This window comes from Stenotrophomonas sp. PE591 (genome assembly GCF_018320795.1).
Lineage (GTDB): Bacteria > Pseudomonadota > Gammaproteobacteria > Xanthomonadales > Xanthomonadaceae > Stenotrophomonas > Stenotrophomonas maltophilia.
The window spans coordinates 15,073-28,655 of record NZ_JAAOKO010000010.1; the positions used below are offsets into that span (position 1 = coordinate 15,073).

A 13,583-nucleotide genomic window follows, 5' to 3' on the forward strand; every position below is an offset into this window, starting at 1 on the left:
ACCGGCGGTGCCTGGGAATCGCGCGTGCAGCCACGGGCGAAACGGTTGTTTGAATGTGTCAGGGTACCGGGACGCGCGTGATCGAGCTAGATCGCCGATGTTCACACCATGATTGCTGCAGTGCAGCGTAATGCTCGCGGCCGGGTAGGTGCCAACCTTGGTTGGCACATTGTTTCACCGCCCGGACCCGCATCCGTGTGGACCAAGGTCCACACCTACCAGACGCGATGCTTGCGGATGACCGACAATGGCCCGGTCCTGACTGCGCGTGAGTGCCATGGCTTTGCATCCGTACGATCTGTTCGATGTCCGTTCCCTGCTCAACGAGGAAGAGCGCGCGGTGCAGGAGAGCGTCGCCCGTTTCACCAACGAGCGCGTGCTGCCGATCATCGGCGATGCCTTCGACCAGGCCCGCTTCCCCGATGAACTGGTGCCGGAGATCGCGTCACTGGGCCTGCTCGGTGCGACCCTGCCGACCGAGTACGGCGGTGGTGGCCTCGGCGCGGTCAGCTACGGCCTGATCTGCCAGGAGCTGGAGCGCGGCGATTCGGGCCTGCGCAGCTTCGTTTCGGTGCAGAGCTCGCTGTGCATGTACCCGATCTACGCCTATGGCAGCGAGGAACAGCGCCAGCAGTGGCTGCCGGCGATGGCGCGCGGCGAGCTGATCGGCTGCTTCGGCCTGACCGAGGCGCATGGGGGTTCCGATCCGGCCAGCATGAAGACCCGCGCGGTGCGCGACGGCAGCGACTGGCGCATCAGCGGCAGCAAGATGTGGATCACCAGCGGCCCGGTGGCCGACCTGGCCATCGTCTGGGCGCAGACCGAGGACGGCATCCAGGGTTTCGTGCTGGAAAAGGGCATGGCCGGCTTCACCACGCAGGAGATCAAGCACAAGATGAGCCTGCGCGCATCGCTGACCGGGGCGCTGTTCTTCGATGACGTGCGCGTGCCTGACAGCCACCGGCTGCCGAACGTGAAGGGCCTGAAGGGGCCGCTGGGCTGCCTGACCCAGGCCCGCTATGGCATCAGCTGGGGCCCGATCGGTGCGGCGATTGCCTGCCTGGATGAAGCGCTGGGTTATGCCAAGGAGCGCGTGCTGTTCGGTCGCCCGCTGGCGGCCACGCAGAGCGCGCAGATCAAGCTGGCCGAGATGGCCCGCCGCATCACCACCGCGCAGCTGCTGGCCCTGCAGCTGGGCCGCCTGAAGGAAGCCGGCCAGCTGCAGCCGCAGCAGGTCAGCCTGGCCAAGTGGAACAACTGCCGCATGGCGATCGACATCGCCCGCGAATGCCGTGACCTGCTGGGTGGCGCTGGCATCACCACCGAACACGTGGCGATCCGGCACGCGCTGAACCTCGAATCGGTGATCACCTATGAAGGCACCGAGACCGTGCACCAGCTGGTGATCGGCCGCGAACTGACCGGCATCAACGCGTTCTGAAACCTGGTTCCGGTGGGTGCCAACCTTGGTTGGCACACTCCTTCGGCGCCCGACCGGGGAACAGTGCGGACCAAGGTCCGCATCCACCAGAAGCAGCCCACACCCACCAGACGTTCTCAGCAGTCCCCTGAACCTGCCTTTGGTGGGTGCCGACCTTGGTCGGCACATTCCTTCAGCGCGCGATCGGGCATCGGTGCGGACCAAGGTCCGCACCCACCAGAAGCAGGTCACACCCACCAGAAGCAGGTCACACCCACCAGAAGCAGGTCACACCCACCAGCAGCGATCCATAGCCACCCCGGAGCGGTTTACGCGCCGCCGGCAAACCCATGCTGCCGCCACGCTTCGTACATCACCACGGCAACGGTGTTGGAAAGATTGAGGCTGCGGTTGTCCGGCCGCATCGGCAGGCGCAGGCGGCGGCCATCGGGCAAGGCATCGAGCACGTCCTGCGGCAGGCCGCGGCTTTCCGGGCCGAACAGGAAGGCATCACCGTCTTCGAACGCCACGCTGTCATAGCGGACGCTGGCACGCGTACTGAGGGCGAACAACCGCTTCGGTGCGATCCGCGCCAGCGCGGTGTCCAGGTCGGGGTGCACCTGCAGGCGCGAATACTCGTGGTAGTCCAGGCCGGCGCGCTTGAGCTGCTTGTCTTCCAGTGCGAAGCCGAGCGGCTCGACCAGGTGCAGCTGCGCGCCGGTGTTGGCGCAGAGCCGGATCACATTGCCCGTGTTGGGCGGGATTTCCGGTTGGAACAGGATCACGTGGAACTGGGGCGCGGCATTCATCGGCGCAGTGTACCTGCGACGACCGCCGCCTTTACGGCGCACGCCCTGCGCGAGGCAGGGCGGCACCGCTTACGGGCGCAGCAGGACCTGGGCGGTTTCGGTGGCCAGGGCCTGCAGGTCGGCGGCGCTCGGACGCACCTGCAGGGCCGGCAGGTTGACGATCACCTGGTTGGCGACGCTGGTGGCGGCTGCGGCCAGGGTGGCGGCGTAGCGCTGGGCTTCCAGCTCGGCGGCCAGGGCGACGCGCTGTTCCAGGCTCGGGCGCACTTCCACCGAGGCCAGGGTGGTGATCGGCATCGCGGCGGCGACCGGGGCGGCGACGTAGCCGCTGCGCTCGGCCAGCTGGTCGGCACTTGGGCGCACTTCCACGGTGGCCAGGGTCGGGATGCCACTGGCCTGTTCCCAGGCCTGCTGGGCCAACTGGTCGGCGGCCGGGCGAACCTGCACGGTGGACAGGGTCTTGATGGATTCGGAGGCCTGCACCGACGAAACAACCGCGGTGCCGGCGATCAGGGCGATGGCGATGGCAATGGTCTTGGCGTTCATGACGGGGCCTGTTTAGTGTTGGTGATCAGTGGTGTGGTAGTAAGGTAGTACACCAATTCTGGGCTTGCAAGGAAAATTTTCGATTTCCTTCGTTTGTTCAGTCTTCAGTCAGCTTTTGTCTGAAGCCCTTCCTGGTGCAGGAAGTACCAAGCAATCCCCGTGCCAACTTTTAATTATTGATTTGCAAGGGTTTTATGGTCATCGAAAAGTGTCCGGCGGGCGGACACCTGTCCATTCGATGTGCTGCGGACACTGTCCGGACGTTGCTGGCGGGTGCTTGTGACGGCTCGGACAGGGCAGATCGGCTCCGCGGATGGCGCACAGGGGCAAACACCCCCAGTGACTGGCGACCGATTCCTGCCGTTGCGCGCGCACGCTAGGATCGGGGTTCACCTATGTGACCAAGGATCCGGATATGTCTCTCGCCCTTCGCCCGCGCACTGCGCTGCTGGCCGTTGCCCTCAGCACCGCCCTGGGCACGCTTGTGCCTTCCCATGCGTTGGCGGCAAAGCCGGCCGCACCGGCCAAGGTCGATATCCCGTATGAGCAGTTCACCCTGCCCAACGGCCTGCGCGTGATCGTGCACACCGATCGCAAGGCGCCGATCGTCGCGGTCAACGTCTGGTATCACGTCGGCAGCAAGGACGAACCGGCCGGCCGCACCGGCTTCGCGCACCTGTTCGAACACCTGATGTTCCAGGGCAGCGAAAACCACGACGGCGAATTCTTCGAGCCGTTCAAGCAGGTCGGCGCCACCAACCAGAACGGCACCACCAATACCGACCGCACCAACTACTTCGAGAACGTGCCCACCACTGCGCTGGACATGGCGCTGTGGATGGAATCGGACCGCATGGGCCATCTGGTCGGTGCGATCGACCAGGCGGCGCTGGACGAGCAGCGTGGCGTGGTGCAGAACGAGAAGCGCCAGGGCGAGAACCAGCCCTACGGCCAGGCCTGGGACCAGCTCAACAAGGCGCTGTATCCAGTTGGCCACCCGTACCACCACGGCGTGATCGGTTCGATGAACGATCTGAACGCGGCGTCGCTGGATGACGTGAAGACCTGGTTCCGCACCTGGTACGGCCCGAACAACGCCGTGCTGGTGCTGGCTGGCGACATCGACCTGGCCACCGCCAAGGAAAAGGTTGGCAAGTACTTCGGCAGCATCCCGGCCGGCCCGACCATGGCGCAGCCGGCGGTGAACGTGGCCAAGCGCAGCGCCGACACGCGCGAGACGATGACCGACAAGGTGCCGCAGGCGCGTATCTACCGCGCCTGGAACGTGCCGCAGGTCGGTACCACCGAGGTCGATCAGCTGCAGCTGTTCGCGCAGGTACTGGGCGGCGCCAAGTCCTCGCGGCTGAGCCAGCGCCTGCAGCACCAGGACAAGCTGGTGGACAGCATCGCGGCAGGCCTGTCGACGTCGCAGCTGGGTTCGAACTTCGTGATCATGGCGACGGTCAAGCAGGGCCAGGACCCTGCCAAGGTCGAGAAGATCATCGACGAGGAACTGGACCGGCTGATCAAGCAGGGCCCGACCGCGGCCGAACTGGAGCGCGCCAAGACCGGTGCCCGCGCCGGTTTCATCCGCGGCATCGAACGCATCGGCGGCTTCGGCGGCAAGGCCGACGCACTGGCCGAGTGCGCGGTGTTCACCGGCGACCCGGGCTGCTTCCGCACCTCGCTGGCCAACATCGAGAAGGCCAGTGCTGCTGATCTGAGCCGTCTGGGCGCGCAGTGGCTGGACAAGGGCAGCCACACCCTGGTGATTGCACCGGGTGAGCGCGTGGCGCTGAAGGAAGACCCGAGCCAGGCGCCGAAGCCGTTCAGCGTGCCGGCGGTGGATCCCAAGTACAGCACGCTGCCCGAGCAGGTCGACCGCAAGGCCGGCGTACCGCAGACCCGCGAGTTCCCGCAGCTGAAGTTCCCGGCGCTGCAGCGCGCCACGCTGAAGAACGGCACCCAGGTGATCCTGGCCGAGCGCCACGAGATTCCGGTGGTGCAGTTCAGCTACCAGTTCCCGGGTGGCTTCAGCGCCGACCAGGGCCGCAAGCCGGGCACCGCCAACTTCACCATGAGCCTGATGACCGAAGGCGCCGGCAAGCTCGGCTCGCTGGCCTTCGCCGATGCCGCTGATGCACTGGGCGCCAGCCTGGATGCCTCGGCCGGCCTGGACTCCATGAGCGTGGACCTGTCGGCGCTGAAGGAAAACCTGGCACCGTCGCTGGCGCTGTATCGGGACCTGCTGCGCGAACCGCGCTTCGAGCAGCGCGAGATCGACCGGGTCAAGGCGAGCTGGATTGCCGGCATCCAGCAGGAGAAGGTCAACCCGGGTGCGGTGGCGATGCGCGTGCTGCCGCCGCTGCTGTACGGCAAGGGCCACCCGTATGCCATTCCGTTCACCGGCAGTGGTGACGAAGCAGCGATCAACGGCCTGACCCGCGAAGACCTGGTCGACTTCCACCGCGACTGGCTGCGGCCGCAGAACGGCACCCTGATCGTGGTCGGTGACACCACCCTGGCCGAGATCGTGCCGCTGCTGGACAAGCAGCTGGGCGACTGGAAGGCTGCGGGCGACGCCCCGCAGGTGAAGGCCGCCACCGACGTGGCATTGCCGAAGGGCCCGCGCGTGTTCCTGATCGACCAGCCGGGTGCGGTGCAGGCCAACCTGTTCGCAGGGCAGGTGGTGGCGCCGTCCAGCGCCACCAGCTCGACCCGCTTCGATATCGCCAACGGGGTGATCGGTGGTGACTTCACCTCGCGCCTGAACATGAACCTGCGCGAGGACAAGCACTGGTCGTACGGTGCGCGCAGCAGCGCGATCAACTCGGTGGGCCAGCGCCCGTGGATGGCCAGCGCGCCGGTGCAGATCGACAAGACCGGCCCGGCGATGGCGGAAATGCGCAAGGAAATCGCCGCGTTCGCCGATGGCAGCAAGCCGGCCACCGCCGCCGAGGTCAACCGCATCCGCAACATCCAGACCCTGAGCCTGCCCGGTGCCTACGAGACCGCCAGCGCGGTCGCCTCGACCATCGGTTCGATCGTGCAGTTCAAGCGTCCGGACGACTACGTGCTGCGTCGCAAGGCCGAGATCGAGGCGATGACCCCGGCGCAGGTGCAGCAGGCCGCCGCCGAGATCAAGCCGCAGGCGCTGACCTGGGTGGTGGTGGGTGATCTCAAGCAGACCGAAGCGGCCGTGCGTGCGCTGAACCTGGGCGAGGTGACGGTGATCGACGCCGAAGGCAACCCGGTCAAGAAATAAGGGATGCGCCTGCCCGCCCCCGCGGGCAGGCCTCCCCAGGTAGTGCCGGCCGCTGGCCGGCAACCTTGCCGTGGTAGTGCCGGCCGCTGGCCGGCAACCTTGCCCTGGTAGTGCCGGCCGCTGGCCGGCAACGCCGTGACCCGAAGGCGGGGTCACAACCCCCTGCGGGGGATCCGTCCCCCCCCACCGGCTACCCCCGATTCAGGCGGTTCAGGCAGAATCCCTCCATACCCTTCCAGGATCTGCCCATGCGCGTTCTGCTGCTTTCCTCCCTGCTGCTCACCGTCACCGCCTGTACCTGGGTGCCGATCGAACCGGCCGGCAAGGCGACCCGCGTGCTGCCGGCAGGCCCGGTTCCCGCTGGCTGCATCGCCAAGGGCGAGGTGGTGGTGACCGTGAAGAGCAAGGTCGGCTTCTACAACCGCAACCCGCTGCGCGTGCAGGAAGAGCTGGAAACCCTGGCCCGCAACGAGGCCCCGAGCGCAGGCGCCAATGCCGTGCAGGCCGCCGCTGCCCCGGCCGATGGCAGCCAGCGCTTCGCCGCATTCCAGTGCACGCCGCGCTGAACGCTTCACCATACGGCCAAGGCTGAATTCGTAAAGATGCGGTGAAGGCCCCGGGGGTTATAGAATAGCGCCCCCTTTTGCCTGAGCCTTGGCGCTAACCTCGATGCTCTTCAAGAATGTCTCGATCGCCGGCCTGGCACACGTCGACGCGCCGCATACGCTGACCACCAAGGAAATCAACGAACGCCTGCAGCCGACGTTGGATCGCCTGGGTATCCGCACCGACGTGCTCGGCGACATCGCCGGCATCCACGCGCGCCGCCTGTGGGACAACGGCGTGCTGGCGTCCGACGCTGCCACCATGGCAGGCCGCAAGGCACTGGAAGACGCAGGCATCAATGCGACGCAGGTTGGCCTGCTGGTCAACACCTCGGTCAGCCGCGACTACCTGGAGCCGTCCACGGCCTCCATCGTCTCGGGCAACCTCGGCGTCAGCGACGAGTGCATGACCTTCGACGTCGCCAATGCCTGCCTGGCCTTCATCAACGGAATGGACATCGCCGCGCGCATGATCGAGCGCGGCGACATCGACTACGCGCTGGTGGTGGACGGCGAGACCGCCAACCTGGTGTACGAGAAGACCCTGGAGCGCATGACCGCCCCGGACGTCACCGCTGACGATTTCCGCAACGAGCTGGCCGCCCTGACCACCGGTTCGGGTGCCGCGGCGATGGTGATGGCGCGCTCGGAGCTGGTGCCGGACGCGCCGCGCTACAAGGGCGGTGTCACCCGTTCGGCCACCGAGTGGAACCAGCTGTGCCTGGGCAACCTGGACCGGATGGTCACCGACACCCGCCTGCTGCTGATCGAAGGCATCAAGCTGGCACAGAAGACCTTCACCGCCGCCAAGATCGCCTTGGGCTGGGCCGTGGAAGAGCTGGACCAGTTCGTGATCCACCAGGTCAGCCAGCCGCACACCGCCGCGTTCATCAAGAACTTCGGCATCGACCCGAAGAAGGTCATGACCATCTTCGGCGAGCACGGCAACATCGGCCCGGCCTCGGTGCCGATCGTGCTGAGCAAGCTCAAGCAGCTGGGCAAGCTGAAGAAGGGCGATCGCATCGCGCTTCTGGGTATCGGCTCGGGCCTGAATTGCTCGATGGCTGAAGTGGTCTGGTAAAAGAGTCACCGCTGACCTGCTGCACGACGGGCAGCGATGATTTTTCCAAGTGTTCAAGGGCCGGTTTACCGGCCCTTTCTACAGGTGCGATCCGATGTCCCAGCTTCCCGGTTACCCCGCCCACCCGCAGCGCTTCGAGGTACGCCCCGGCCTGTCGATGAACTATCTCGACGAAGGCCCGCGCGACGGCGAGGTGGTGGTGATGGTGCATGGCAACCCGTCGTGGAGCTATTACTGGCGCTCGCTGGTCGCCGGCCTGTCGGACACGTACCGCTGCATCGTGCCGGACCACATCGGCATGGGCCTGTCGGACAAGCCCGATGACAGCCGCTACGAGTACACGCTGCAGTCGCGCGTTGACGACCTCGATGCGCTGCTCAAGCATCTGGGCATCACCGGCCCGGTGACCCTGGCGGTGCACGACTGGGGCGGCATGATCGGTTTCGGCTGGGCGCTGTCGCACCACGACCAGGTGAAGCGCCTGGTGGTGCTCAACACCGCCGCGTTCCCGATGCCGGCAGCGAAGAAGATGCCGTGGCAGATCGCGCTGGGCCGCCACTGGAAGATCGGCGAGTGGATCATCCGCACCTTCAACGCGTTCTCCTCCGGTGCCTCGTGGCTGGGCGTGGAGCGGAAGATGCCGGCCGACGTGCGCCGCGCCTACGTGTCGCCGTACAACAGCTGGGCCAACCGCATCAGCACCATCCGCTTCATGCAGGACATCCCGCTGTCGCCGGCCGACAAGGCGTGGTCGCTGCTGGAGCGTGCCGGCAAGGCGCTGCCGTCGTTCGCCGACCGGCCGGCCTTCCTCGGCTGGGGCCTGCGCGACTTCGTGTTCGACCACCACTTCCTGAAGGGCTTCCAGGCCGCGCTGCCGCGGGCCCAGGTACATGCGTTCGAGGATGCCGGGCATTACGTGCTGGAAGACAAGCACGAGGTGCTGGTGCCGGAGATCCGCGCGTTCCTGGACGCCAACCCGATCTGATCGGTGTGCCGACCCACGGTCGGCACACACCCCTTCCTCTTCCGGTGAGTGCCGACCGTGGGTCGGCACACCCGAAGGGTTGATGGGGTTGCCGGCCAGCGGCCGGCACTACCATTACGCGGCGACCGGCGCCTGCGGCGGCGAGGAAGGGCTGTTGCCGTTGTCGTCCGGATGGTCGTCGTCATTGTCGGCGTCATCGCGCCAGCGCCAGTCGGCCGGCGTCAACGGATCCAGGCCATAGGCGATGCGCGCCTTGTCGCACTGCGGGCTGGCCTTGCCATACTCCCACGATGCATCCACCTCGCGGCACACGCTGGGCCGGTTGGGATGGATGGTGCAGCGTGAATACACGCCGATCTGCGCATCCAGCGCCACGCAGCGCACCGGCTTGGAATGGGTGCCGCGCATGCACAGGCGGTGCGGGTCCAGCACCTCGGTGAGCTGGTGCGGCACGCCGCCGGGGGTGACCTCGTCTGATTCCATCCAGTGGAAGGCCACGCGGTACTGGGTGCAGCAGGCGCCGCAGGTCATGCAGGGATGTTGCATGGGCAAGCCGCCTCGGGCGGCAGTCGGAATCAGGAACGAGGGTGCGGATTTTCCACGAAGTGAGCCGCCGCGCAAGAAATTCTGTAAGCGGCGACAATGAACGGATGAACCGACCCTGCAATATTGCCGCCCGCTTGCCTGAACTGGCGCGTGAACGGCCTGATCAGATCGCCATCCGCTGCCCTGGCCGCCGTGGCGCCGGCAACGGCATGGCCGCCTACGACGTGACCGTGGATTACCGCCAGCTGGACGCCCGCAGCGACGCCATGGCGGCCGGCTTGGCCGGCTACGGGATCGGCCGTGGAGTGCGCACGGTGGTGATGGTGCGGCCGTCGCCGGAGTTCTTCCTGCTGATGTTTGCCCTGTTCAAGCTGGGCGCGGTGCCGGTGCTGGTCGACCCGGGCATCGACAGGCGCGCGCTGAAGCAGTGCCTGGACGAGGCGCAGCCGGAGGCCTTCATCGGCATTCCGCTGGCGCATGTGGCGCGGCTGGTGCTGCGCTGGGCACCCTCGGCGGCGCGCCTGGTGACCGTGGGCCGCCGCCTCGGCTGGGGCGGGACCACGCTGGCCGCGCTGGAGCGCGCCGGCGCCGAGGGTGGGCCGATGCTGGCCGCCACCGACGGCGAGGACATGGCCGCGATCCTGTTCACCAGCGGCTCCACCGGCGTGCCCAAGGGCGTGGTCTACCGCCACCGCCACTTCGTCGGCCAGATCCAGCTGCTGGGCAGCGCCTTCGGCATGGAAGCGGGCGGGGTGGACCTGCCGACCTTCCCCCCGTTTGCCCTGTTCGACCCGGCGCTGGGCCTGACCTCGGTCATCCCGGACATGGACCCGACCCGACCGGCGCAGGCCGACCCGGCGCGCCTGCACGACGCCATCCAGCGCTTCGGCGTGACCCAGCTGTTCGGCTCGCCGGCGCTGATGCGGGTGCTGGCGAAGCATGGCCGGCCGCTGCCGACGGTGACCCGGGTGACCTCGGCGGGTGCGCCGGTGCCGCCGGACGTGGTCGCCACCATCCGCAGCCTGCTGCCGGCCGACGCGCAGTTCTGGACGCCGTATGGCGCCACCGAGTGCCTGCCGGTGGCGGTGGTCGAAGGCCGCGAGCTGGAACGCACGCGCGCCGCCACCGAGGCCGGCGCCGGCACCTGCGTGGGCAGCGTGGTGGCGCCGAACGAAGTGCGCATCATCGCCATCGATGACGCGCCGCTGGCCGACTGGTCGCAGGCGCGCGTGCTGGCGGTTGGCGAAGTGGGAGAAATCACGGTGGCTGGCCCGACCGCCACCGACAGCTACTTCAACCGCCCGCAGGCCACGGCTGCAGCGAAGATCCGCGAGACGCTGGCCGATGGCAGCACCCGCGTGGTGCATCGCATGGGCGACGTCGGTTACTTCGATGCGCAGGGTCGCCTGTGGTTCTGCGGGCGCAAGACGCAGCGCGTGGAAACCGCGCGTGGACCGCTGTACACCGAACAGGTCGAGCCGGTGTTCAACACCGTCGCAGGCGTGGCGCGCACCGCGCTGGTCGGTGTCGGCGCCGCCGGTGCGCAGGTGCCGGTGCTGTGCGTGGAACTGCTGCGCGGCCAGTCCGACAGCCCGGCGCTGCAGGAAGCGCTGCGCGCGCATGCCGCAGCGCGCACGCCTGAGGCCGGCCTGCAGCACTTCCTGGTGCATCCGGCGTTCCCCGTCGATATCCGTCACAACGCCAAGATCGGCCGCGAGAAGCTCGCCGTCTGGGCCAGCGCCGAACTGGAGAAGCGCGCATGAAGATCCTGGTCACCGGTGGTGGTGGGTTCCTTGGCCAGGCGCTGTGCCGCGGGCTGGTCGAACGTGGCCACCAGGTACTGGCGTTCAACCGCAGCCATTACCCGGAGCTGCAGGTGATGGGCGTGGGCCAGATCCGTGGCGACCTGGCCGACCCGCAGGCGGTCCTGCATGCGGTGGCCGGCGTCGATGCGGTATTCCACAACGGTGCCAAGGCCGGTGCGTGGGGCAGCTATGACAGCTACCACCAGGCCAATGTGGTCGGCACCGACAACGTCATCGCCGCCTGCCGTGCGCACGGTATCGGCCGGCTGGTCTACACCTCCACGCCCAGCGTGACGCACCGGGCCACCCACCCGGTGGAAGGCCTCGGCGCCGACGAGGTGCCGTACGGCGAAGATTTCCAGGCGCCCTATGCGGCCACCAAGGCGATTGCCGAACAGCGCGTGCTGGCAGCCAATGACGCCTCGCTGGCGACGGTGGCGCTGCGTCCGCGCCTGATCTGGGGCCCTGGCGACCAGCAGCTGGTACCGCGCCTGGCCGAACGTGCACGACAGGGCCGCCTGCGCCTGGTGGGCGATGGCAGCAACAAGGTCGATACCACCTACATCGACAACGCCGCGCTTGCCCACTTCCTCGCCTTCGAGGCACTGGCGCCCGGTGCCGCATGTGCAGGCAAGGCCTACTTCATTTCCAACGGCGAACCGCTGCCGATGCGCGAGCTGGTCAACAAGCTGCTGCAGGCGGTGGGTGCACCGACCGTGGACAAGGCGATCAGCTTCAAGACCGCGTACCGTATCGGCGCCATCTGCGAGCGGCTGTGGCCGCTGCTGCGCCTGCGCGGCGAACCGCCGTTGACCCGGTTCCTGGCCGAGCAGCTGTGCACGCCGCACTGGTACAGCATGGAGCCCGCCCGCCGAGACTTCGGCTATGTGCCGCAGGTCAGCATCGAAGAAGGGCTGCGCAGGCTGAAGGCTTCATCTGCTGCATAGATCGCCGTCACTGGTTGCACACCGCAGGATCGGGAGGATGGACCCACGCCATCCAAGGCTCGACCACCCGCGAGGAGCGCCATGCTGCATTACGCCATCATTTTCTTTGTCATCGCCATCATCGCCGCCGTTCTGGGTTTCTCCGGTATCGCCGGCGCCGCAACGAACATCGCCTGGATCCTGTTCGTGGTGTTCCTGATCCTTGCGGTGATCTCGATGTTCCGCAAGCGAGGCTAGCCGGTAGTGCCGGCCGCTGGCCGGCATCGCTTTCCGCAGAGTCGAGCCATGCTCGACTCTGCGGGCGGTCACCACGTTACACAGCGCTCTGCAGCCCGCGATCGGCCTCATGGCGTTCCAGCGCCAGTTCGATCAGGCGCGTGAGCAGCGCGGTGTAGTCGACACCGCTGGCGCCCCACAACTTCGGGTACATGCTGATGCGGGTGAAGCCCGGCAGCGTGTTGACCTCGTTGATGACGATCTCGCCGTCTGCGGTGAGGAACACATCCACGCGCGCCATGCCCGCACACTCCAGCGCCTGGTAGGCCTGCCGCGCGATCTGCTGGATGCGCGCCTGGGTGGCGGCGTCGATGTCGGCCGGCACCACCACGTCAGCGCCATTGGCATTGATGTACTTGGTGTCGTAGGCGTAGAACTCGTCGTGCACCACCACCTCGCCGCATACGCTGGCCTGCGGGTGCTCGTTGCCCAGCACCGCGCATTCGATCTCGCGGCCGACCACCGCCGATTCCACCAGCACCTTGTGGTCGTAGCGCAGCGCCAATGCCAGTGCCTCGGCAAAGCCCGCCGCATCCTTGACCTTGCTTACACCCACCGACGAACCCTGGTTCGCCGGCTTCACGAACAGCGGCAGGCCGAGCTGGGCGATCACCGCATCGGCATCGACCTCCGCGGCCTGATGGCGACGGATGCACAGCCACGGCGCCACCTGCAGCCCCGCGTCGCGCAGCAGGCGCTTGGTCACGTCCTTGTCCATCGCCACCGCCGAGCCCAGTACCGGCGAACCGACGAAGGGCAGGTTCGCCATGCGCAGCAGGCCCTGCAGCGCACCGTCCTCGCCCAGTGGCCCGTGCACGATCGGAAGCACCACATCGATCTGGCCCAGCGCACTGGCCGTATCGGACGGCTGCAGCTGCGCCTGCTCGGCGCCCGGGCGCACCGCCAGCGACTGGCCCGAGCGATGCAGCGCGATGCGCGACGGATCATCGGCATTGATCAGGAAGGTATCCGGCTGGCTCAGATGCCACTGGCCCTGCTTGTCGATGCCGACCAGCACCGGCTCGAAGCGCTCGCGATCAAGCGCATCGAGGATGTTCTTCGCCGACTGCAGCGAAACTTCGTGCTCGGAAGACTTGCCCCCGAAAATGATGCCAACCCGGGTCCGTGCCATGGGGAGTGCGATGTCCTGTGCGTTGCGTGGCCCCATAGCATGAACCTTCATCGGCCCACCGCGTGAGGCACAGATGAACCAGAAATCCATCCATGCATGGCGTGGATCTACCGTGTCGACCAAGGTCGACACCCACCAACAGCGCGGGAATCTGTCGAAGGCGGGA

At 67.2% G+C, this 13,583-nt stretch carries 12 protein-coding genes; 8 read left to right on the plus strand and 4 right to left on the minus strand.

Going from position 1 to position 13,583, the window contains the following annotated elements; genetic code table 11:
- The first annotated feature begins 277 nt into the window (after positions 1 to 277).
- Positions 278 to 1,441 (plus strand): acyl-CoA dehydrogenase family protein, encoded by a 1,164-nt coding sequence (locus JLDANKMP_RS18820; RefSeq protein ID WP_024956299.1) that lies wholly within the window; start codon positions 278 to 280, stop codon positions 1,439 to 1,441.
- 308 nt (positions 1,442 to 1,749) lie between these two features.
- Here JLDANKMP_RS18820 and JLDANKMP_RS18825 read toward each other — a convergent pair whose 3' ends face one another.
- Together JLDANKMP_RS18825 and JLDANKMP_RS18830 are read right to left on the minus strand one after the other, a co-directional pair.
- Positions 1,750 to 2,229: a tRNA (cytidine(34)-2'-O)-methyltransferase gene (locus JLDANKMP_RS18825; protein ID WP_005407625.1), complete on the minus strand. Its 480-nt coding sequence runs from the start codon at positions 2,227 to 2,229 to the stop codon at positions 1,750 to 1,752.
- Between the two features lie 69 nt (positions 2,230 to 2,298).
- The gene (locus JLDANKMP_RS18830; RefSeq protein WP_005407626.1) at positions 2,299 to 2,775 is read right to left on the minus strand and encodes a hypothetical protein; all 477 of its coding nucleotides are present in this window, start codon (positions 2,773 to 2,775) and stop codon (positions 2,299 to 2,301) included.
- A 415-nt stretch (positions 2,776 to 3,190) separates the two neighbouring features.
- On the opposite strand from JLDANKMP_RS18830, the gene JLDANKMP_RS18835 reads away from it, so the two are divergent.
- The 4 genes from JLDANKMP_RS18835 (at position 3,191) to JLDANKMP_RS18850 (ending at position 8,711) form a co-directional block, all read left to right on the plus strand.
- Positions 3,191 to 6,040: a pitrilysin family protein gene (locus tag JLDANKMP_RS18835; RefSeq protein ID WP_212561837.1), complete on the plus strand. Its 2,850-nt coding sequence runs from the start codon at positions 3,191 to 3,193 to the stop codon at positions 6,038 to 6,040.
- A 248-nt stretch (positions 6,041 to 6,288) separates the two neighbouring features.
- The gene (locus tag JLDANKMP_RS18840; RefSeq protein WP_212561838.1) at positions 6,289 to 6,606 is read left to right on the plus strand and encodes a DUF4156 domain-containing protein; all 318 of its coding nucleotides are present in this window, start codon (positions 6,289 to 6,291) and stop codon (positions 6,604 to 6,606) included.
- Positions 6,607 to 6,709: 103 nt separating this feature from the next.
- Positions 6,710 to 7,726, plus strand: coding sequence for a 3-oxoacyl-ACP synthase III (locus JLDANKMP_RS18845; protein ID WP_004135358.1), 1,017 nt, complete (start codon positions 6,710 to 6,712; stop codon positions 7,724 to 7,726).
- A gap of 94 nt (positions 7,727 to 7,820) precedes the next feature.
- Positions 7,821 to 8,711, plus strand: coding sequence for an alpha/beta fold hydrolase (locus tag JLDANKMP_RS18850; protein ID WP_212561839.1), 891 nt, complete (start codon positions 7,821 to 7,823; stop codon positions 8,709 to 8,711).
- A gap of 114 nt (positions 8,712 to 8,825) precedes the next feature.
- Here the strand turns inward: JLDANKMP_RS18850 and JLDANKMP_RS18855 are convergent, their stop codons facing one another.
- Entirely contained in the window at positions 8,826 to 9,257 is a 432-nt protein-coding gene (locus tag JLDANKMP_RS18855; protein WP_005407630.1) for a YkgJ family cysteine cluster protein, read from the minus strand.
- Positions 9,258 to 9,361: 104 nt separating this feature from the next.
- On the opposite strand from JLDANKMP_RS18855, the gene oleC reads away from it, so the two are divergent.
- The 3 genes from oleC (at position 9,362) to JLDANKMP_RS18870 (ending at position 12,246) form a co-directional block, all read left to right on the plus strand.
- Positions 9,362 to 11,020 (plus strand): olefin beta-lactone synthetase, encoded by a 1,659-nt coding sequence (oleC, locus tag JLDANKMP_RS18860; RefSeq protein ID WP_212561840.1) that lies wholly within the window; start codon positions 9,362 to 9,364, stop codon positions 11,018 to 11,020.
- Positions 11,017 to 12,009 (plus strand): 2-alkyl-3-oxoalkanoate reductase, encoded by a 993-nt coding sequence (gene oleD, locus JLDANKMP_RS18865; protein WP_005407632.1) that lies wholly within the window; start codon positions 11,017 to 11,019, stop codon positions 12,007 to 12,009. Before oleC ends, oleD begins: the two co-directional genes overlap by 4 nt.
- Before the next feature lie 81 nt (positions 12,010 to 12,090).
- Positions 12,091 to 12,246 carry a DUF1328 domain-containing protein gene (locus tag JLDANKMP_RS18870; RefSeq protein ID WP_005407633.1) on the plus strand — a complete coding sequence of 52 codons (156 nt, stop codon included), beginning with the start codon at positions 12,091 to 12,093 and terminating at the stop codon, positions 12,244 to 12,246.
- Positions 12,247 to 12,322: 76 nt separating this feature from the next.
- On the opposite strand, the gene ddlA is transcribed toward JLDANKMP_RS18870, so the two are convergent.
- Complete coding sequence (ddlA, locus tag JLDANKMP_RS18875) at positions 12,323 to 13,417, minus strand: D-alanine--D-alanine ligase (RefSeq protein WP_212561841.1); 1,095 nt, start codon at positions 13,415 to 13,417, stop codon at positions 12,323 to 12,325.
- Positions 13,418 to 13,583: the final 166 nt, after the last annotated feature.